This window comes from Kiloniellales bacterium (assembly GCA_030066685.1).
Taxonomy (GTDB): domain Bacteria; phylum Pseudomonadota; class Alphaproteobacteria; order Kiloniellales; family JAKSBE01; genus JAKSBE01.
In genome coordinates this window covers 80,980-98,644 of record JASJBF010000026.1, presented here as the reverse complement: position 1 = coordinate 98,644, position 17,665 = coordinate 80,980, and the positions used below count along the sequence as shown (strand labels likewise).

The window sequence follows — 17,665 nt, the reverse complement described above, 5'->3', positions numbered from 1 at the left end:
GTACCGTAAGCGGAGCGCAACGCAGCGGGCGGTCAAGCAAACCCGGCCTTCGGCGGCGCGCGGCGGCCCGCCGGGTGCGTTGCGGCCCTTGCCCGATGCGATGGCATCGCGCTGCGGGCCGCGCCTGCCCGGCGGGCCGCCGTGCGCCATCAAATGGGTCGTTATCAGCGCTCCTTGGTATTAATCCTTCCCGACCTCCGCCAGCACGCAGTCAATCAAGGTCTCGGCAGCACCGAGGTAGTTGGCCGGGTCGCGCAGCTTCGCCCAGTCGACCGGGGCATCGCTGCTCTCGGCGAGGAGGTCGACGAGGTGGCGGCCGCCGGCCTTGGCTTCGGCGCAGGCGGCCTTGACCAGCTCTTGCGCCTTCGGGCGCGGCAGGTGTTCGGCCAGGGCGAAGGTCGCGGCCTCGGCCAGCACCAGGCCGTTGGAGGCCTCGAGGTTGCGGCGCATGCGCGCGGGGTCGACCTCGAGGTTTTCGATCAGGTCGGCGGCGTGACGCAGGGCGCAGCCGGCCGTGACCAGCATCTGCGGCAGGGTCAGCCATTCGAGCTGCCAGCCGGGGCCGCCACGCTCCTGCTCTTGGGGCAAGGCCTGGTGCAGCGCCGAGACCAGGGTCGCGTTGAGGCGGGCGGCGGTGACCAGAACCTCGCTGGCGACCGGGTTGGCCTTGTTCGGCATAGTGCTGGAGCCGCCGCGGCCGGGGCCACCGCCCTCGCGGAGCTCGCTGACCTCGCCCTGGGCCAGCAGCAGGACGTCCTGGCCGAGCTTGCCCAGGCTGCCGGTGACCAGGGACAGCCAGCCGGCGAGCTCGGCGAGGCCGTCGCGCTGGACGTGCCAGGGCAGCGGCGGCAGGCCGAGGCCGAGCTCCCGGGCCAGGGCCTCGGCGACGGCCGGGCCGCGGTCGCCCAGCGCCGCCAGGGTGCCAGCCGCGCCGCCGAAGCTGAGCAGCAGCAGGCGCGGGCGGAGCTGATCCAGGCGCTGCCGGGCGCGCAGCAGGGGCGCCAGCCAGACCGCGGCCTTGAGGCCGAAGCTCGTCGGCACCGCCTGCTGGCCGCGGGTCCGAGCGACCATCAGGGTGCGGCGATGCCGCTCGGCCAGGGCGGCTAGAGTCTGCGTCAGGTTGGCGAGGCGTTGGTCGAGGATCTCCAGCACCGGCTTCAACCGGAGAACCAGGGCGGTGTCGATGACGTCCTGGCTGGTCGCGCCCCAGTGCAGGTGCTGCGCCGCAGGGGCGCCGACCGCCGCGCGGAGGGCGGCGACCAGGGCCGGGACCGGAATGCCGTCCCGTGCGGTCGCTTCGGCGAGGTCGGCGGGATGGGGTGCGAAGGACTCAGCAACCTTGGAGATCCGCGCGGCCGCGTCCGCCGGGATCACGCCGAGCCGGCCTTGGACCCGGGCCAGGGCCGCCTCGAATTCCAGCATCGAGCGCAGCTGGGCCGCATCGTCGAGCCGGGCGGCGACCTCCGCGTCGGAGAGCAGCGCGCCGTAAAGGGCGGAATCGAGGGGCGTGACGCTCATGGGCTCTCTGGTGGGGCCGGCGGCAGCGACAGCAGCCCGCGCGCCTCGGCCGGCGTCGCGGGGTGGCGGCCGTAGTCGGCGCAGAGATCGGCGACCCGGGCGACCAGCTCGGCGTTGCTGGCCGCCAGGCGGGACTTGTCGAAGCGGATGTTGTCCTCCAGCCCGGTGCGGCAGTGGCCGCCCAGCGCCAGCGCCCAGTGGTTCATCTCGAGCTGGCTGCGGCCGATGGCGGCGGCGGTCCAGGTCGCGCCCGGCGCCAGGGCCGCGAGCTGGGCGACCTCGAACTCGAGAATCTCGCGGCGCGGCGGCAGGGCGTTCCTGAGGCCGAAGACGAACTGGACGTGGAGCGGCGCCTTCAGGCGTCCGGCCGCGGCCATTTCGGCGGCGGTGTAGAGCATGGCCAGGTCGAAGACCTCGACCTCCGGCTTGATGCCCTCGGCCAGCATGGTCGCGGCCAGATCCTCGACCAGCTGCGGCGGGTTCTCGTAGATCATGTTCGGGAAGTTGACCGAGCCGGTCGCCAGCGAGGCCATGTCGGGCTTGAGGTGGAGCATGGCGCCGCGCGCCGCCGCGGCGCGGCCGCGGCCGCCGGTCGAGAACTGGACGATCATGCCCGGGCAGTGCCGGCGCACGCCCTCCTGGAAGGCGCCGAACTTCTCCGGGTCCGACGAGGGCGTCTGGTCCTCGTTGCGGACGTGGACGTGGACCAGGCTGGCGCCGGCCTCGAAGGCCTCCTGGGTGGACTCGATCTGTTCCTGCACCGAGATCGGCACCGCCGGGTTGTCCTCCTTGCGCGGCACCGACCCGGTGATCGCCACGGTGATGATGCAGGGCTCGGTCATGGTCGTCTCGTTTTCGGTCCTTTACTGCGTCGGGCGTGCTCTCACCCCCACCCCACCCTCCCCCATCAAGGGGGAGGGGGAAGATATCGACGGCCGCCCGCAAGAGCCCTCCCCCTCGATGGGGCGCGTACGCGCGGCGCTGAGCGCGGGTTGGGTGGGGGTGACTCCTGGACCCGGACCAATAAGCACTAGCTTATCCTACTCACACGTCGAAGAAGACCGTCTCGCGGTCGCCTTGAAGGTGGATGTCGAAGCGGTAGAGCGGCGTGCCCGCGGTCTCCTCGCGGGCGGCGATCAGGGTCGCGCGGCGCTCGGCCGAGACCGCGGCGAGCACCGGGTCGGCCGCGTTGGCCTCGGCCTCGTCGGAAAAGTAGATGCGGGTGTAGGCGTGGGACAGCAGGCCGCGCAGGAAAAGCATGAGGTTGACGTGCGGCGCCTGGCCGTCGCCGAGGGGGCCCGGCTTGACGGTCTCGAAGACGAAGCGCTGCTCCGGATCGGTGCCGGTGCCGACCCGGCCGAAGCCGCGGAAGCGGGCGTTGGAGCTGCGCGGGTCGGCCGGATGGGCGTAGCGGCCCTGGCCGTCGGCCTGCCAGATCTCGACCAGGGCATCGCTCACCGCCTCGCCGGCGCCGTCGAGCACCCGGCCTTCGATCCGGATCCGCTCGCCGTCGCCCGCCTCGGCCGTGAGGGCGCCGCCGGCGATGCTGGAGAAGGCGTAGCCGTACTGCTCGGGCGTCAGGCCGTAGGCGAAGTAGGGGCCGACCGTCTGCGACGGCGTCTGCTTGGGCATGAGTCAGAGGCCTCCGTCGGTGATCGGGGAAACACGCCGTGGCGGCGGTGATTCACCCCCCACCCTAACCCTCCCCCACAAGGGGGGAGGGAAGACTGAGGTGCTAGCCATCGACTCACTCCCTCCCCCTTGATGGGGGAGGGTTGGGGAGGGGGTGATCACCGGAGATTCACAGAAAAGCACTGAACCTAACCCTCCATCGGCGTGGCGGCGCGGCCGCGCAGGACGATGTCGAAGCTGTAGCCGAGCGCCCAGTCGGGCTCGGTGACCTCGAGCGAGAAGGCGGCGATCAGGCGGTCGCGGGCCGCGGGCGGGGTGCCCTGGAAGATCGGGTCGAGGTCGAGCAGCGGATCGCCGGGAAAGTACATCTGGGTCACCAGGCGGGTCGCCAGGCTCGGTCCGAAGAGCGAGAAGTGGATGTGGTTGGGCCGCCAGGCATTGGGATGGTTGCCCCAGGGATAGGCGCCCGGCTTGACGGTCACGAAGCGGTAGCGGCCCGCGTCGTCGGTCAGGCAGCGCCCGGCGCCGAGGAAGTTCGGGTCGAGCGGCGCGGGGTGCTGGTCGACGGTGTGGATGTAGCGGCCGGCCGCGTTGGCCTGCCAGACCTCGACCAGGGTTTGCGGCACCGCCCGTCCGTCCTCGTCCAGGATCCGGCCGGTGACGATGATCCGCTCGCCCAGGGGCTCCCCGTCCTTTGCGGCGTTGCGGGTCAGGTCGTGGTCCAGAGGGCCGAGGCTGTCGTGGCCGAAGACCGGGCCGGTCAGCTCGGAGAGCGACTGCGCCAGGGGAACCAAGGGCTTGGTCGGCGCGCGCAGGGCGGTCGACTTGTAGTCGGGATAGCGGTAGGGCGGGTGGCTGCCCCAGTCCCGCGGCTTGAAGGGAGCCCGGTCGCTCATCCCACCTCTCCCTGCTCCTCCAGCGCCTCGGCGGCGACGGCGAAGGCACGGTTGGCCGCCGGCACCCCGGCGTAGACCGCCACGTGCAGCAGGGCCTCCTTGATGTCCTCGGGGCTGGCGCCGGTGTTGCGGGTCGCGCGGACGTGCAGCGCCAGCTCCTCGTCGTGGCCCAGGGCGGCCAGCAGCGCGATAGTCAAGAGGCTGCGCTCGCGCCGGGTGAGGCCGGGCCGCGACCAGAGCGAACCCCAGGCGCCCTCCGTGATGAACTGCTGAAAGTCGGCGTTGAAGTCGGTCGTCTTCGCCTCGGCCCGGTCGACATGGGCGTCGCCCAGGACCGCGCGGCGGGTCAGCATCCCGGTCTGGTGGCGGTCTTCAGGCAAGGCCGGCCTCCGCGAAAAAGTCTTTCATCAGGCCGGCCAGGGTCTCCGGCGCCTCGACGCCGGGCAGGTGCCCGGCGCCCTCGATGACCTCGAAGCGCGCGCCCGGGATCAGCGCGGCCAGGGCGCCGACCAGCTCGGGCGGGGTCGCGCCGTCCTCGGAGCCGCCGACGCAGAGGGTCGGCACGCGGATCGCCTGGGCCTGCGCGGTCATGTCGGAATCGCGGATCGCCGCCGCGGTGCCGAGGTAGCCCTCGACCGGGGTGCGGACCAGCATGTTGCGCCAGCCGGCCAGCTCCTCCGGCCTGTCCCGGCGGAAGGCCTCCGAGAACCAGCGTTCCATGACCGCGTCGGCCAAGGACTCGATGCCGCCGGCCTCGATGGCCGCGATGCGCTGGTCCCACATCTCCGCCGGACCGATCACGTGGGCGGTGTCGCAGAGCACCAGGCCGCGGATCCGCTCGCGGCGCAGGGCCGAGAGGCCCTGGGCGATGATGCCGCCGACCGACAGCCCCACGATCACCGCCGACTCGATCCCGAGGTGGTCGAGCAGGGCCGCCAGGTCGCCGACGTGATCGCTCATCACGTAGGGCGCGGGCCGGGCCTGGGACAGGCCGTGGCCGCGCTTGTCGTAGCGGACCCGGCGCAGGCCCTGGCCGAAGTGGGCAAGCAGCGGGTCCCAGACCCGGAAGTCGGTGCCCAGGGAGTTGGAGAAGACCACGGTCGGCGCGTCCGGCGGCCCCTCGACCGCGTGGTGCAGCACCACGTCGTTCACCCTGGCGAAGCGCATCGCGTTTTCTCCTCCCTCTCGGTCCTGAGCCGCCAACTCCTCTGTCATGCCCGGACTTGATCCGGGCATCCATGGTGCCGGTGGCTCGATGGATTGCCGGGTCAAGCCCGGCAATGACAGCTGGAAGGGACCGCGAGCCCGGCTTCGGCCATCAGCTTGGACCGCAGTTCCGGTTATGTAAAATGAGAAAGAAGGCGGGACGGATAACCCTGGGGGAATGCATGCTGCCCGAGACGCGACCGGCCGGCGGCGGTCCGGTGATGGTCCAGCGGATCAAGTTCCGGCACCTGCAGTGCTTCCTGGAGGTCGCGCGGCAGAAGAGCGTGGTCAAGGCGGCCGACGCCCTGGCGGTGACCCAGCCCGCGGTCTCCAAGACCCTGCGCGAGCTGGAGGCGACCCTGGACGTGCGGCTCTTCGACCGCAGCAAGCGGGGCGTCACCTTGACCCGCTTCGGCGAGGTCTTTCTGCGCTACGCCGGGGCCAGCGTCACCGCCCTGCGCCAGGGCGTCGACAGCATCGCCCAGGCCCGGGCCAAGGGCGGCTTCGCGATCACCGTGGGTGCCCTGCCGACCGTCGCCGCCCGGGTCATGCCGGCGGCGATCCAGGCCTTCAAGGCCGACGGCGTCGAGACCACGGTCCGGGTCGTGACCGGCCAGAACAGCGTGCTGCTGGCGCAGCTCAGGGTCGGCGAGCTGGACCTGGTGGTCGGGCGCCTGGCCGAGCCGGCGCTGATGACCGGCCTGGCCTTCGAGACCCTCTATTCCGAGCCGGTCCGCCTGGTGGTCCGGCCCGGCCATCCCCTGCTCGACGGCGGCGGTTTCGAGCTGGGGCGAATCCGCGACTTCACGGTGCTGATGCCGATCGAGGGCTCGATCATCCGGCCCTATGTCGACCGCCTGCTGATCGCCCAGGGGGTCGGCGCCCTGCCCGACCGCATCGAGACCGTGTCCATGGCCTTCGGGCGCAGCTACACCCGGACCTCGGACGCGGTCTGGATCATCTCCCAGGGCGTGGTCGCCGACGACCTGGCGGACGGCCTGCTGGTCGCCCTGCCCTTCGCCGGCGACCCGACCACCAGCGGGCCGGTCGGCCTGACGGTCCGGGCCGACGTGCCGCCCGGCCTGGCGACCCAGATGCTGATGCAGGCGGTCCGGGACGTCGCCGCCGAGCGGGCCGCCGCGGCGGTCGCGTCATAACCGGAGCGACATGGAAAGCACCGAAGAATTCATTTCTCATAACCGAAACCGACTTTCATACTTCCGGGTGAAAGGGTCCCGAACACCCGAGCACCAAGAAGACCCGAGGTTCCGAAGGGGAGGATGTCCATGAACGCGATCACCCGTTTTTGCGCTGCCGCTCTGGCCGTGGCGGCAGCCAGCGTCCCGGCCCAGGCCGCCGAGATCACGCTGACCGTGCACCACTTCCTGAGCCCGAAGTCGCCGGCCCACGCCAAGTTCATCGTCCCCTGGGCGAAGCGTGTCGAAGAGCAGTCCAAGGGCCGGATCAAGGTCGAGGTCTTCCCCTCGATGTCGATGGGCGGCAAGCCGCCTGAGCTCTACCGCCAGGTGCGCGACGGCGCGGCCGACATCGTCTGGACCCTGATCGGCTACACGCCCGGGGTCTTCCCGCGCTCCGAGGTCTTCGAGCTGCCGACCGTGCACAAGGGCAGCGCCCGGGCCACCACCCTGGCGATCCAGGACAACTTCGCCCTGATCGCCGCCGACTACGCCGACCTCAAGCCGATCCTGGTCCACGTCCACGCCGGCAACGCGCTGCACCTGCGCGACAAGGCGGTCCGCTCGGTGGACGAGGTCAAGGGCCTGAAGTTGCGCACGCCCTCGCGGACCGGCGCCTGGATGATCGAGGCCTGGGGCGCCGAGCCGGTCGGCATGCCGGTGCCCGCCCTGCCCGAGGCGCTGTCCAAGGGCACGGTCGACGGCGCCCTGGTGCCCTTCGAGATCGTCCTGCCGCTGAAGCTGCAGGAGCTGACCAACTATTCGGTCGAGGGCGGCGACGGCTCGCGCTTCGGCACCTCGGTCTTCCTCTACGCCATGAACAAGGAGCGCTACGAGGCCCTGCCGGAAGACCTGAAGAAGGTGATCGACGCCAACTCCGGCGCCGCCATCGCCGGCGAGATCGGCGGCATCTGGGACGGGGTCGAGGCCCCCGGCAAGGCCGCCCAGGCCAAGTCCGGCGGCGAGGTCGTCGCCCTGGACGCCGACGCCAAGGCCGGCTTCGACGCGCTCGGCGCCCAGGTCGTCGACCGCTGGATCAAGGAGGCCCGGGACAACGGCATCGACGGCGAGGCCCTGGTCGAGGCGGCCCGCGCGGCGGTCGCCAAGCGCGGCGCGAAGTAGCCTCGAGAGCAAGCTGCCTTCGCGCTTCCTGGCCCCCTCACCCTTCGACAGGCTCAGGGTGAGGAGCGTGGTGTCCGCCTCACCCGCGCGTAGCGCCGGGCTGCGCCCCCTGTCGAAAGGTGAGCCCCGATGAACGACGGCTCCGGTGAACGACGGACGGATCGAACGCGCGACCTCGTCGGAAAGCTCGCGGCCGCTTGGGCCATCACCGGCGGGGTGGTGCTGCTGGCCATCGTCCTGGTGACCACGGCCAACGCCGGCGCCTTCGCGCTGGACCGCCTGGCGCGCGCGTTCGGCGGGACGGTCTCGGGCCTGCCCGGCTACGAGGACTTCGTGCGCCTGGCGATCTCGGCGGCCGCCCTCATGCTGCTGCCCTACTGCCAGCTGCGCCGCGGCCACGTCGCGGTCGACCTCTTCGCCAAGTGGCTGCCGCCGCGGGTCCGGGGCAGGCTGGATGCGGCGATCGCGCTGGCCATGGCGGCGCTGGCGGCCTTTCTCGCCTTCTGGATGACGCTCGGCCTCCTGGAGACCCGCGCCGACGGCGCGCTGTCGCGGGTGCTCGGCTGGCCGGAGTGGCCCTTCTACCTGCCGGGCATCGCCTCGCTGCTGCTCTGGGCAGCGGTCGCCGGTCTCCAGGCCTTCGAAGGGGAAGACCTTGGGCGAGCGTGAGCTGATCGGCCTGGCCGGGCTGGTCCTCCTGTTCGGCCTGCTCGCGCTGCGGGTCCCGGTCGGCCTGGCGATGATCGGGGTCGGCATCGCCGGCAACTACGCCCTCAGCCTGGCACTGCCCTACCTGCGCTTCGAGCCCTACCTGAAGCAGTACAAGACCCTGCTTTGGAATAGCGTCGCCAACTACGAGCTTTCCGTGGTGCCGCTCTTCGTGCTGATGGGATTTCTCGCGTCCCACGCCAACCTCAGCCGCGACCTCTTCCAGGGAGTCAACGCCCTGATCGGCCGCTTCCGCGGCGGCGCGGCCATGGCGGCGATCGGCGCCTGCGCCGGCTTCGGCGCGGTCTGCGGCTCCTCGCTCGCGACCGCCGCGACCATGGGCCGGGTCGCGCTGCCCGAGCTCAAGCGCATGGGCTACGCGCCGCGGCTGGCAACCGGGACCCTGGCCGCCGGCGGCACCCTGGGAATCCTGATCCCGCCCTCGGTGGCGCTGGTGGTCTACGCGATCATCGTCGAGGCCTCGATCATCGAGATGTTCCAGGCCGCCCTGCTGCCAGGCCTGATCGCGGTCGGCTTCTTCATGGCGGTGATCGCGGTCCTGGTGCGCCTGCGCCCCGAGGCCGCGCCGCCGGCCCCGCCGCTTGAGGCGGCAGACCGGCGCCGGGCGGTCCTGCGGCTGATCCCGGTGGTGGCGATCTTCGGCGCGATCATCCTGGGCCTCGGCGCCGGGCTCTTCACGCCGACGCCAGCGGCCGGGGTCGGGGTCTTCGCGGTCCTGGCCTACGGCCTGCTGCTTCGCCTGCGCGGCGAGGGCCTGACCGGCCAGGGCATCAGGCAGTCGCTGCTCGATACCGCGGTCACTGCCGGGATGATCTACTTCATCCTCTTCGGCGCCGAGGTCCTGAAGGGCTTCTTCAGCCGCGCCGGCCTGCCCAGTGCCCTGGCGAGCTGGGCCGCAAGCAGCGGGCTCGATCCCTGGCTGGTGCTGATCGCCATGCTGGCGTTGCTGATCGTGCTCGGCTGCTTCATGGAGTCGCTCGCGATGATCCTGGTCGTAGTGCCCTTCTTCTGGCCGGTGCTGATCGACCTCAACGGCGGCGACTACGCGACCGCCGCAACCGCCGCCTACGGCCTGAGCAGCGAGGAGCTGAAGGTCTGGTTCGGCATCCTCGCCCTGATCGTGGTCGAGCTGGGGCTGATCACGCCGCCGGTCGGGCTCAACGTCTTCATCATCTCGACCCTGGCCGACAACGCCACCATGCGACAGGTCTTTCGGGGCGTCATGCCCTTCTTCGCGGTCGAGATCCTGCGGGTCGCCCTGCTGCTCGCCCTGCCGGTCCTGGCGCTGGCGGTCCCGCGGCTGCTGTCGGGATAGGGGCGCTGACGATGCAACGGAGGTCGCGACCATCCCCTCACCCAGCTCCGGCTAGGGCGCGGCTTTCGCCGCGCCAAGCCTCCACATCCCTCTCCCCGTGGGAGAGGGAGGGGCCCGCCGCGTAGCGGTGGGAGGGTGAGGGGGCGGTCGCCAACAACCGAGACACCCTAACAGGGGAGCGAGACACCATGCGCACACAGGTCGGAATCGTCGGGGCCGGGCCCGCCGGGCTGCTGCTTTCGCAGCTGCTGCACCTGGCCGGGGTCGAGAGCGTGGTCCTGGAGCGGCGCAGCCGGGCCTACGTCGAGGGCCGGATCCGGGCCGGCGTCCTGGAGCAGGGCACGGTCGAGCTGCTCGACGAGGCCGGGGTCGGCGAGCGCCTGCACCGCGAAGGCCTGGTGCACGGCGGCATCGAGCTCGCCTTCGGCGGCCGGCGCCACCGCATCGACTTCGAGGACCTGACCGGCGGCAAGGCGGTCACGGTCTACGGCCAGACCGAGGTCACCAAGGACCTGAACCGGGCGCGCGCGGCCGCCGACGGCCAGGTCGTCTTCGAGGCCGAGGACGTGTCCCTGCGGGACTTCGACGGCGATAGCCCGCGCCTCAGCTACCGGGTGGACGGGACGGAACGGGAGCTGCGCTGCGACTTCATCGCCGGCTGCGACGGCTTCCACGGCGTCTCCCGGCGCAGCGTGCCGGCCGCGGCGCTGAGCACCTTCGAGCGGGTCTACCCGTTCGCCTGGCTGGGCATCCTGGCGGACACCAAGCCGGTCTCCGAGGAGCTGATCTACGCCCGCCACGCGCGCGGCTTCGCGCTTTTCTCGATGCGCTCGCCGAGCCGCAGCCGGCTCTACATCCAGTGCAGCCCGGACGAGCAGCTGGACGACTGGCCGGACGAACGGATCTGGGACGAGCTGCGCGCGCGCCTCGACGCCGAGGCGGCGGAACGCCTTGAGACCGGGCCCGCGATCGAGAAGAGCGTCACCCCGATGCGCAGCTTCGTCGCCGAGCCGATGCGCTTCGGCCGGCTGTTCCTGGCCGGCGACGCGGCGCACATCGTCCCGCCGACCGGAGCCAAGGGCCTGAACCTGGCCGCCGCCGACGTGCGCTACCTGTCACGCGCCCTGGTCGCTCACTACGAGGAGGGCCGCAACGACCTCCTCGAGGCCTATTCCGCGACCTGCCTCAGGCGGATCTGGAAGGCGCAGCGTTTCTCCTGGTGGATGACCTCGCTGCTGCACCGCTTCCCCGAGGAAAGCGGCTTCGGCGGCCGGGTCCAGCTCGCCGAGCTGGACTACGTCGCCTCCTCGCGCGCGGCGGCCACGGCCCTGGCCGAGAACTACGTCGGCCTGCCCTTCGCGTGAGGGAGCCCGAGACGGGCCGGCGTCAGTCCTGGGGGCGCCGCGGGACCTTGACGACGGCTTCGCCCTCCAGGACGACCTCGCTTCCGACCTTGCAGGCACAGCTCAGCCTGGCCCTTTGCCTTTCCCCGTTCAGCTCGACGACCTCGACGATGGCGTCGACCGTATCCCCGATCTTCACGGGCGCGAGGAACCGCAGCGTCTGCGAGATGTAGATCGCGCCCGGCCCGGGCAGCCGGGTGCCGATCACCGCCGAGATCAGGCTGGCCGTGTAGAGGCCGTGGGCGATGCGGCCCTTGAAGGGCGTCTTCGCCGCGAAGTGCTCCGAGAGATGGATCGGGTTGCGGTCGCCCGTGATCTCCGCGAAGCCGACCACGTCCGAGGACTTGACCGTCTTCGGATAGGTCTCGGTCATGCCCAGGCTCAGGTCCTCGAAGTACAGGGTCTGGAAGGGAAGAAAGCTCACGCACGCCTCACCTGGCCGATCGAAGGCTCGAACCCGGGCCGCTGCCGCGCCTTAGACTAGATCAGATTGCGCCGGATTGGAGTCGATTGAACAATATATTTCGATCTATCTCAGACAGATGGAGCCGTGCCCCGCGCCCGCTTCAGTGGGTCATCAGGACCGGCAGCGCGGCGTGGCTGAGGACGTGGTTGGTGACGCCGCCGGTCAGGGATTCCCGGAAGGGGCTCTGGGCGTAGGCCCCCATGACCAGGAGGTCGGCGCCGAAACGCCCGGCCTCGCGCAGGAAGACGTCGCCCAGACGATGGTTCGCCAGCGTCGCTTCGAGGACGCTGGCCTTCATGTCGTGCCAGGCGACGTAGTCCGCCAGGTCCTGGGCCGAAGGCCCCGAGCCGTTCTTGGTGCGCACCGAGAGGATCCCGATTTCCCGGGCGCCATCGAAAAAGTTGCGCGCGATGGCCGCCGCCCGGGCCGAACGGGCGCTGCCGTTCCAGGCGATCAGCGGCCGCGTGCCGAGGGAGGCCGAAGGATCGGGCGGCACGACCAGGACCGGACGCCCGGCCTGGAAGAGCACCGCGCGCAGCAGCTTGCGGATCCGGTGGTCGGGATCCTCGCGCGGCTGCTGGACCACGACCAGGTCGAAGACCCGGCCCAGCGCGGCCACCGCCTCGGGATCGCCGTCGGCCTGGGACCGGAAGAAGGCGGTCAGCCTGCCCGGGTTCGGCGGCCGCTCCTGCAGCGTTGCACCCATCTCGGCGGCAACCTCCTCGAAGGCGTGGCGCGCGGTCTCGACCCCGGCGCCGCCGTCGCGCTCGGCCCGGTCCAGCATGGCCAGGCCGTCCTGCCCCGGCACCTCGAGCGAGGCGCGCGAGAAGTACATCGCCTGCGGGGTCAGCCGCTCGGAGGGCGGCACCGGATAGAGGCCGACCACATGGCCGCCGTCGCGCCGCGCGGCCTGGAAGGCCGCCCGCACCGTGCGGCGCCCGTGCTCGGAACTCTCGACCAGCACCAAGACCGTTGTCATCGCCATGAGGACCCCCCGGACGCCGCCGTCCCGCTTTCATTCAACCGTTCAGGGCACGAATAAGATATGAGGTCGATCCGACCACATTTCATCGTGCTCGAGAGACACCAAGTGGATTTCGATCCCTGCCCGGGCTCGCTCGCCACGCCGGGCATCCTCCGCCCGGCCCGGGCCGTCGCTGCCGGAAAGGCCGTCCGAGACGGCTCGCGGGGCTCCGCCATGGCGCCAACTCCATGATGGATCTTCGTCCCCTACCGCGTTCAGCGTCTCACGCGCGCGCGCTCCCGGCTGTGACGATTGCCACAGGCCAGCCCAAGGGGCCGGCTTTGCGGTCCTGACCGAGAAGCCTAGGCCGGCACGCCCGCCACCGCCTTATGCAGGGCCGCCCGGGCGAGCAGACGCGTGGAATCCAGGGTCGGCAGCGGAGAATTCGAGTCGTCCAGGATCAGGGGGATCTCGGTGCAGCCGAGGATCGCGGCGTCGCAGCCCCCGTCTTTCAGCCGCCCGATGACCTGCTGGAAATACGTGACGGCTTCAGGCTTGAAGACGCCGTAGACCAGCTCCTCCATGATGATGCGGTCGATCTCCGCGCGCTCGTCGGGCTCGGGGCGCAGGACCGCCAGGCCGCGCGCCGCGAACTTCTCCGGATAGAGCTCGCTCTCGACCAGCCAGCGGGTGCCGGTCAGGGCGAGGCGCCGGAAGCCGCGCGCGACCGCCTGATCGGCGACGACCTCGGCGATGTGCAGCCAGGGCAGCGGCGCGCGCCCCTCCAGGTGGGGCAGCGCGTTGTGGATGGTGTTGTCCGGGCAGATCAGGAAATCGGCGCCGGTCCTGGCCAGCTTCTCCGCCGAGTCCAGCATCAGCTCGGCCACGCCCGGCCAGTCGCCGCGCTCCAGGCAGGCGGTGTAGTTGGCCAGCGACTGGCCGTGCAGCGAGACCTCGGGATGGGCGTGCGAGCCGAGCAGCGCCGCGCCCTCGATACAGATGGTGCGGTAGCAGAGCGCCGCGCCCTCGGCGGAGCAGGCGACGATGCCGATGTGCCGGGGCATGGCGTCCTACCCGGCCGGCCGCTCCAGCGGCCCGGCCTTGCCGCGCCCCAGCCAGCGGGTCAGGGCGACCACGGCCAGGACGAGGGTGACCGCCATCAGGCCCATGCCTTCGCGGGCGGTCTCGCTCTCCCACCAGACCTCCTGGCGCCACCAGCCGGCGTCGCTCGGCCACCAGTGGGCGACGCCGCCGAGGGCGGCGAGCAGGCAGAACCCGAGGCCCAAAGTCGCAGGGCGCTCCTGCAGCATTGCCGGACGCCAGGCCGCCAGGGCGGCCCAGGCGGCGGGCAGGGCGTAGATCACCATCCAGAGGCCGGCGTCGGGGTCGTTGTACTGCACCGCCGCGAAGGCGAGCATCAGCAGGCAGAGCACGGCGTTCACGATGCGCATCGGCGCTCCTCCCGGACGAGCGGCCCAAGGCAGCGGCGCTGCGACGGGGCCGTTGATTCCCTCTTCGCCCCTAGCATAGAGTCCTTGCGACGGCGAGGAAAACAACAAGGCCCGGCCGTCGGCCAGCTGTGGGAGGGGACCCGAAGGCGGCGGCCCGCCGAGGCACCGCCGAAGACGGGTCCGCGCGAAGCGCATGACGAAGACCCTCGAGGGGACGGAGCCGTCCCGGACGCAAGACCCGATGCAGGACGGGGTCCACTGGCAGCGCTTCGCCGTTGCCTTCGACTACCCGGTCCATTTCACCCGCGCGCTCTTCGACCCGGCCAACCCGGTCCTGGCTGAAGCCCTGGCGCGCCTGGAGCCCGCGCGGCGCCACCGCTGCCTGGTCTTCCTGGACGACGGGCTGCTGGCGGTGCGCCCGGAGCTGGCCGGGGAGATCGCCGCCTACGCCGAGGCCTGGGTCGGCCGGATGGAGCTGGTCGCCGCGCCCATCGTGGTGCCGGGCGGCGAGCGCCTGAAGTCCGAGCTCTACTTCGTCGAGCAGATGCAGCAGGCCCTGTTCGAGCATCACATCGACCGGCATTCCTACGTCATCGGCGTCGGCGGCGGCGCCCTGCTGGACGCGGTCGGCCTGGTCGCGGCGACCACCCACCGCGGCGTGCGCCACATCCGGGTGCCGACCACGGTGCTGGCCCAGAACGATTCCGGCGTCGGGGTCAAGAACGGGGTCAACCTCTACGGCCAGAAGAACTTCGTCGGCACCTTCGCGCCGCCCTTCGCGGTCCTCAACGACGCGGAGATGATCGACGCCCTGCCGGCCCGCGACAAGATCGCCGGCATGGCCGAGGCGGTTAAGGTCGCGCTGATCCGCGACGGCGAGTTCTTCGCCTGGCTGGAGCGCAACGCCGACGACTTGGCGCTCTTCGAGGGCGCGGCCATGGCCCAGCTGATCCGGCGTTGCGCCGAGCTGCACATGCACCAGATCGCCCAGGGCGGCGACCCCTTCGAGACCGGCAGCGCCCGGCCCCTGGACTACGGCCACTGGGCGGCGCACAAGCTGGAGGCCATGACTCGCCACCACCTGCGCCACGGCGAGGCGGTGGCCATCGGCCTGGCCCTAGACGCCCGCTACTCGGTGCTGCGCGGCCTCTTGAAGCCGGCCGAGGAAGAGCGGATCTGCTTCCTGCTCGAGCACCTGGGCTTCAAGCTCTGGCACGCGGCGCTCGACAAGCGCGAGGCCGAGGGCCGCCACGCGGTCCTGCAGGGTCTGCGCGACTTCCGGGAGCACCTGGGCGGCGAGCTGACCATCACCCTGCTGGCCGGCATCGGCACCGGCGTCGAGGTGCACGAGATGGACGAGGCCCTGGTCGCCGAGGCCATCGCCTGGCTGAAGCAGCGGACCGCCGATTGATGCGCCTGGACGGCGGGCTGGGCCAGCTCACCTACTGCAGCAACATCCACCCCGGAGAGACCTGGCCCGAGGTCCTCGACGGCCTGCGCCGGCACCTGCCGACGGTCAAGGCGGCGGTCGCGCCGGCGGCGCCCTTGGGCCTGGGGCTGCGGCTCTCGGCGGCCGCCGCCGAGGCGCTGATCCAGCCGGCGGCCCTCGAGGAGCTGCAGGCCCTGCTCGACGAGGGGCCCTACTACGTCTTCACCCTGAACGGCTTCCCCTACGGCACCTTCCACGGCGCCAGCGTCAAGGAGGGCGCCTACCGCCCGGACTGGAGCGAGGAGGAACGCCTGCTCTACAGCAACCGCCTGGCCGAGATCCTGGCGATCTTCCTGCCGGAGGGCCTGGAGGGCAGCGTCTCGACCGTGCCTGGGACCTTCAAGCCCTGGGCGGAAGGACGCGTGGAGGCGATCACCGAGAACCTGATCCGCCACGTCGCCGAGCTGGTCGCCATCGAAGACCGGCGCGGCCGGCACATCGTCCTGGCCCTGGAGCCGGAGCCCTGCTGCTTTCTAGAAACGATCGCCGAGACGGTCGACTACTTCGAGGGCCGGCTCTTCTCCGCCGCGGCCGCCGCCCGGCTCGCCGCCCTGAGCGGCCTGTCCGAGCCCCAGGCCGAGGCCGCGCTGCGCCGCCACCTGGGGGTCTGCTACGACGTCTGCCATGCCGCGGTGGAGTTCGAGGACCCGCGCGACAGCCTGGCCCGGCTGCGCGCCGCCGGGATCCGCATCGCCAAGCTGCAGCTCAGCGCCGCCCTGCGCATTCCATCGGTCGGCGCCGAGACCCGCGACCAGCTGGCGCCCTTCGCCGAGCCGGTCTACCTGCACCAGACGGTCGAGCGCGGGCCCGAGGGCCTGACCCGCTACCTCGACCTGCCCGAGGCCCTGGCGCAGGCCGAAGGGGCAGGGGGGCGGGAGTGGCGGATCCACTTCCACGTGCCGATCTTCCTGGAGGCGATGCAGGACTTCGGCACCACGCAGGCCTTCCTGCGCGAGATCCTCGCGCTCCATCGGGCCGAGCCGGTGACCGACCAGCTGGAGGTCGAGACCTACACCTGGGACGTCCTGCCCGAGCGCTACCGCCAGGCCGAGGTCGGCACCGCCATCGCCCGCGAGCTCAACTGGGTGCGGGAGCAGCTGGCGTGATGAGTCTGCGTGTCCGCGCGGATCGGCCTCTTGGACTCCCGAGGCGACAACGGCGTCCTTCCTCCCCCTTGAGGGGGGAGGACAGAGGTGGGGGTGGCGGCCGTAAGGCCGCACAGAACATCTCGATATCGCCTGGTCGCTTCGCGATACCCCCCACCCGCACCCTCCCCCTCAAGGGGGGAGGGCTAGTTGAGTCCGTCCCTCACGTCGACGTTTCCCTGGCCACCGCCCCATGACCTTGCGCGATGCCTTGAGCTTGGGGCGGGTGTCGAACCTGCCGACGGTCTGGACCAACATGCTGGCGGCGCTGGTGCTGGCCGGCGGAGCGCTGAGCGACGATCGGGTCCCGGCGCTGCTGGCCGGGCTGACCCTTTTCTACGTCGGCGGCATGTATCTCAACGACGCCTTCGACGCCGAGATCGACGCCCGCGAGCGCCCGGAGCGGCCGATCCCGGCCGGCCGGGTCTCCCGCGCCACGGTCTACGCCCTGGGCTTCGGCATGCTGGGCCTGGGCGTCGCCTGCCTGGCCTGGACCGGCTTCGGGGTCGAAGGCGGCACCGGGGTCTGGCCGCTGCTCGGCGGCCTGGCGCTGGCCGCGGCCATCGTGTTCTACGACTGGTACCACAAGGCCAACCCCTTGAGCCCGGTGGTCATGGGCGCCTGCCGCTTCCTCGTCTACGTCGCCACCGGCCTGGCCATCGCCCTGCCCCTGCCGCCGGCGGTGATCCTCGGCGGCGCCCTGCTGCTCTGCTACGTGATCGGCCTGACCTATGTCGCCAAGCAGGAGAACCTGGGCGAAGTCAAGAACCTCTGGCCGCTGCTCTTCCTGGCCGCGCCGCTCGCCTACGGCCTGTTCCTGGCCGGCGCCTATCCCTTGGTGATAGCCTACCTGCTGCCCCTGGCCGCCTGGATGGCGCTGGCGCTCTGGCTGATCCGCCGCCGCGGCCCCGGCGACATCCCGCGCGCCGTGATCAGCCTGATCGCCGGGATCTCGCTCTACGACGCCATGCTGATCGCCGGCACCGGCAACCTCGGCCTGGCCGGCCTGGCCCTGCTCGGGTTCTTCGTCACGCTGGGTTTGCAGCGCTACGTGGCGGGGACTTAAAGGCGAATTTCCAAGGCGCGAAGACTTCCGATCACGGGCAGCTATCTGATCGACCGCGAAATGCGTA

General features: G+C 71.3%; 18 protein-coding genes. 8 read left to right on the top strand and 10 right to left on the bottom strand.

Annotated features, from left to right (window positions below; all coding sequences use genetic code 11):
* Nucleotides 1-180: 180 nt before the first annotated feature.
* From pcaB to pcaD, 6 genes are all read right to left on the bottom strand, one after another.
* Entirely contained in the window at nucleotides 181-1,518 is a 1,338-nt protein-coding gene (gene pcaB / locus QNJ30_15145; GenBank protein MDJ0944802.1) for a 3-carboxy-cis,cis-muconate cycloisomerase, read from the bottom strand.
* Nucleotides 1,515-2,360 (bottom strand): 3-keto-5-aminohexanoate cleavage protein, encoded by an 846-nt coding sequence (locus QNJ30_15140; GenBank protein ID MDJ0944801.1) that lies wholly within the window; start codon nucleotides 2,358-2,360, stop codon nucleotides 1,515-1,517. The genes pcaB and QNJ30_15140 overlap by 4 nt, the downstream gene beginning before the upstream one ends.
* A gap of 202 nt (nucleotides 2,361-2,562) precedes the next feature.
* Nucleotides 2,563-3,150, bottom strand: coding sequence for a protocatechuate 3,4-dioxygenase subunit alpha (gene pcaG, locus QNJ30_15135; protein ID MDJ0944800.1), 588 nt, complete (start codon nucleotides 3,148-3,150; stop codon nucleotides 2,563-2,565).
* Between the two features lie 188 nt (nucleotides 3,151-3,338).
* Nucleotides 3,339-4,046 (bottom strand): protocatechuate 3,4-dioxygenase subunit beta, encoded by a 708-nt coding sequence (pcaH, locus tag QNJ30_15130; GenBank protein MDJ0944799.1) that lies wholly within the window; start codon nucleotides 4,044-4,046, stop codon nucleotides 3,339-3,341.
* Entirely contained in the window at nucleotides 4,043-4,426 is a 384-nt protein-coding gene (gene pcaC, locus QNJ30_15125; GenBank protein MDJ0944798.1) for a 4-carboxymuconolactone decarboxylase, read from the bottom strand. Before pcaC ends, pcaH begins: the two co-directional genes overlap by 4 nt.
* Nucleotides 4,419-5,213, bottom strand: coding sequence for a 3-oxoadipate enol-lactonase (gene pcaD, locus QNJ30_15120; GenBank protein MDJ0944797.1), 795 nt, complete (start codon nucleotides 5,211-5,213; stop codon nucleotides 4,419-4,421). The genes pcaC and pcaD overlap by 8 nt, the downstream gene beginning before the upstream one ends.
* A 182-nt stretch (nucleotides 5,214-5,395) precedes the next feature.
* Here pcaD and pcaQ point away from each other — a divergent pair, with 182 nt between their 5' ends.
* The 5 genes from pcaQ (at nucleotide 5,396) to pobA (ending at nucleotide 10,978) form a co-directional block, all read left to right on the top strand.
* Nucleotides 5,396-6,409 (top strand): pca operon transcription factor PcaQ, encoded by a 1,014-nt coding sequence (pcaQ, locus tag QNJ30_15115; protein MDJ0944796.1) that lies wholly within the window; start codon nucleotides 5,396-5,398, stop codon nucleotides 6,407-6,409.
* A 129-nt stretch (nucleotides 6,410-6,538) separates the two neighbouring features.
* The gene (locus QNJ30_15110) at nucleotides 6,539-7,570 is read left to right on the top strand and encodes a TRAP transporter substrate-binding protein (GenBank protein MDJ0944795.1); all 1,032 of its coding nucleotides are present in this window, start codon (nucleotides 6,539-6,541) and stop codon (nucleotides 7,568-7,570) included.
* A 129-nt stretch (nucleotides 7,571-7,699) separates the two neighbouring features.
* Entirely contained in the window at nucleotides 7,700-8,239 is a 540-nt protein-coding gene (locus QNJ30_15105) for a TRAP transporter small permease (GenBank protein ID MDJ0944794.1), read from the top strand.
* On the top strand, nucleotides 8,226-9,614 hold the full coding sequence (locus tag QNJ30_15100) for a TRAP transporter large permease (GenBank protein MDJ0944793.1): 1,389 nt from the start codon (nucleotides 8,226-8,228) through the stop codon (nucleotides 9,612-9,614). Before QNJ30_15105 ends, QNJ30_15100 begins: the two co-directional genes overlap by 14 nt.
* A 188-nt stretch (nucleotides 9,615-9,802) precedes the next feature.
* Nucleotides 9,803-10,978, top strand: a complete 1,176-nt coding sequence (gene pobA, locus QNJ30_15095) for a 4-hydroxybenzoate 3-monooxygenase (protein ID MDJ0944792.1) — start codon at nucleotides 9,803-9,805, stop codon at nucleotides 10,976-10,978.
* A gap of 22 nt (nucleotides 10,979-11,000) precedes the next feature.
* On the opposite strand, the gene QNJ30_15090 is transcribed toward pobA, so the two are convergent.
* From QNJ30_15090 to QNJ30_15075, 4 genes are all read right to left on the bottom strand, one after another.
* On the bottom strand, nucleotides 11,001-11,390 hold the full coding sequence (locus QNJ30_15090; protein ID MDJ0944791.1) for a MaoC family dehydratase: 390 nt from the start codon (nucleotides 11,388-11,390) through the stop codon (nucleotides 11,001-11,003).
* Between the two features lie 193 nt (nucleotides 11,391-11,583).
* A complete protein-coding gene (locus QNJ30_15085) occupies nucleotides 11,584-12,468 on the bottom strand; it encodes a universal stress protein (protein ID MDJ0944790.1) in 885 nt (294 codons plus the stop codon).
* Nucleotides 12,469-12,809: 341 nt separating this feature from the next.
* Nucleotides 12,810-13,511: an amino acid racemase gene (locus QNJ30_15080; protein ID MDJ0944789.1), complete on the bottom strand. Its 702-nt coding sequence runs from the start codon at nucleotides 13,509-13,511 to the stop codon at nucleotides 12,810-12,812.
* Between the two features lie 6 nt (nucleotides 13,512-13,517).
* Entirely contained in the window at nucleotides 13,518-13,898 is a 381-nt protein-coding gene (locus QNJ30_15075) for a transmembrane 220 family protein (GenBank protein ID MDJ0944788.1), read from the bottom strand.
* Between the two features lie 193 nt (nucleotides 13,899-14,091).
* On the opposite strand from QNJ30_15075, the gene QNJ30_15070 reads away from it, so the two are divergent.
* The 3 genes from QNJ30_15070 to QNJ30_15060 all read left to right on the top strand — a co-directional run bounded on the left by QNJ30_15070 (nucleotide 14,092) and on the right by QNJ30_15060 (nucleotide 17,598).
* Nucleotides 14,092-15,309 (top strand): 3-dehydroquinate synthase, encoded by a 1,218-nt coding sequence (locus QNJ30_15070; protein ID MDJ0944787.1) that lies wholly within the window; start codon nucleotides 14,092-14,094, stop codon nucleotides 15,307-15,309.
* Nucleotides 15,309-16,493 (top strand): metabolite traffic protein EboE, encoded by a 1,185-nt coding sequence (eboE, locus tag QNJ30_15065; protein MDJ0944786.1) that lies wholly within the window; start codon nucleotides 15,309-15,311, stop codon nucleotides 16,491-16,493. Before QNJ30_15070 ends, eboE begins: the two co-directional genes overlap by 1 nt.
* A gap of 232 nt (nucleotides 16,494-16,725) precedes the next feature.
* Nucleotides 16,726-17,598 carry a UbiA family prenyltransferase gene (locus QNJ30_15060; protein ID MDJ0944785.1) on the top strand — a complete coding sequence of 291 codons (873 nt, stop codon included), beginning with the start codon at nucleotides 16,726-16,728 and terminating at the stop codon, nucleotides 17,596-17,598.
* Nucleotides 17,599-17,665: the final 67 nt, after the last annotated feature.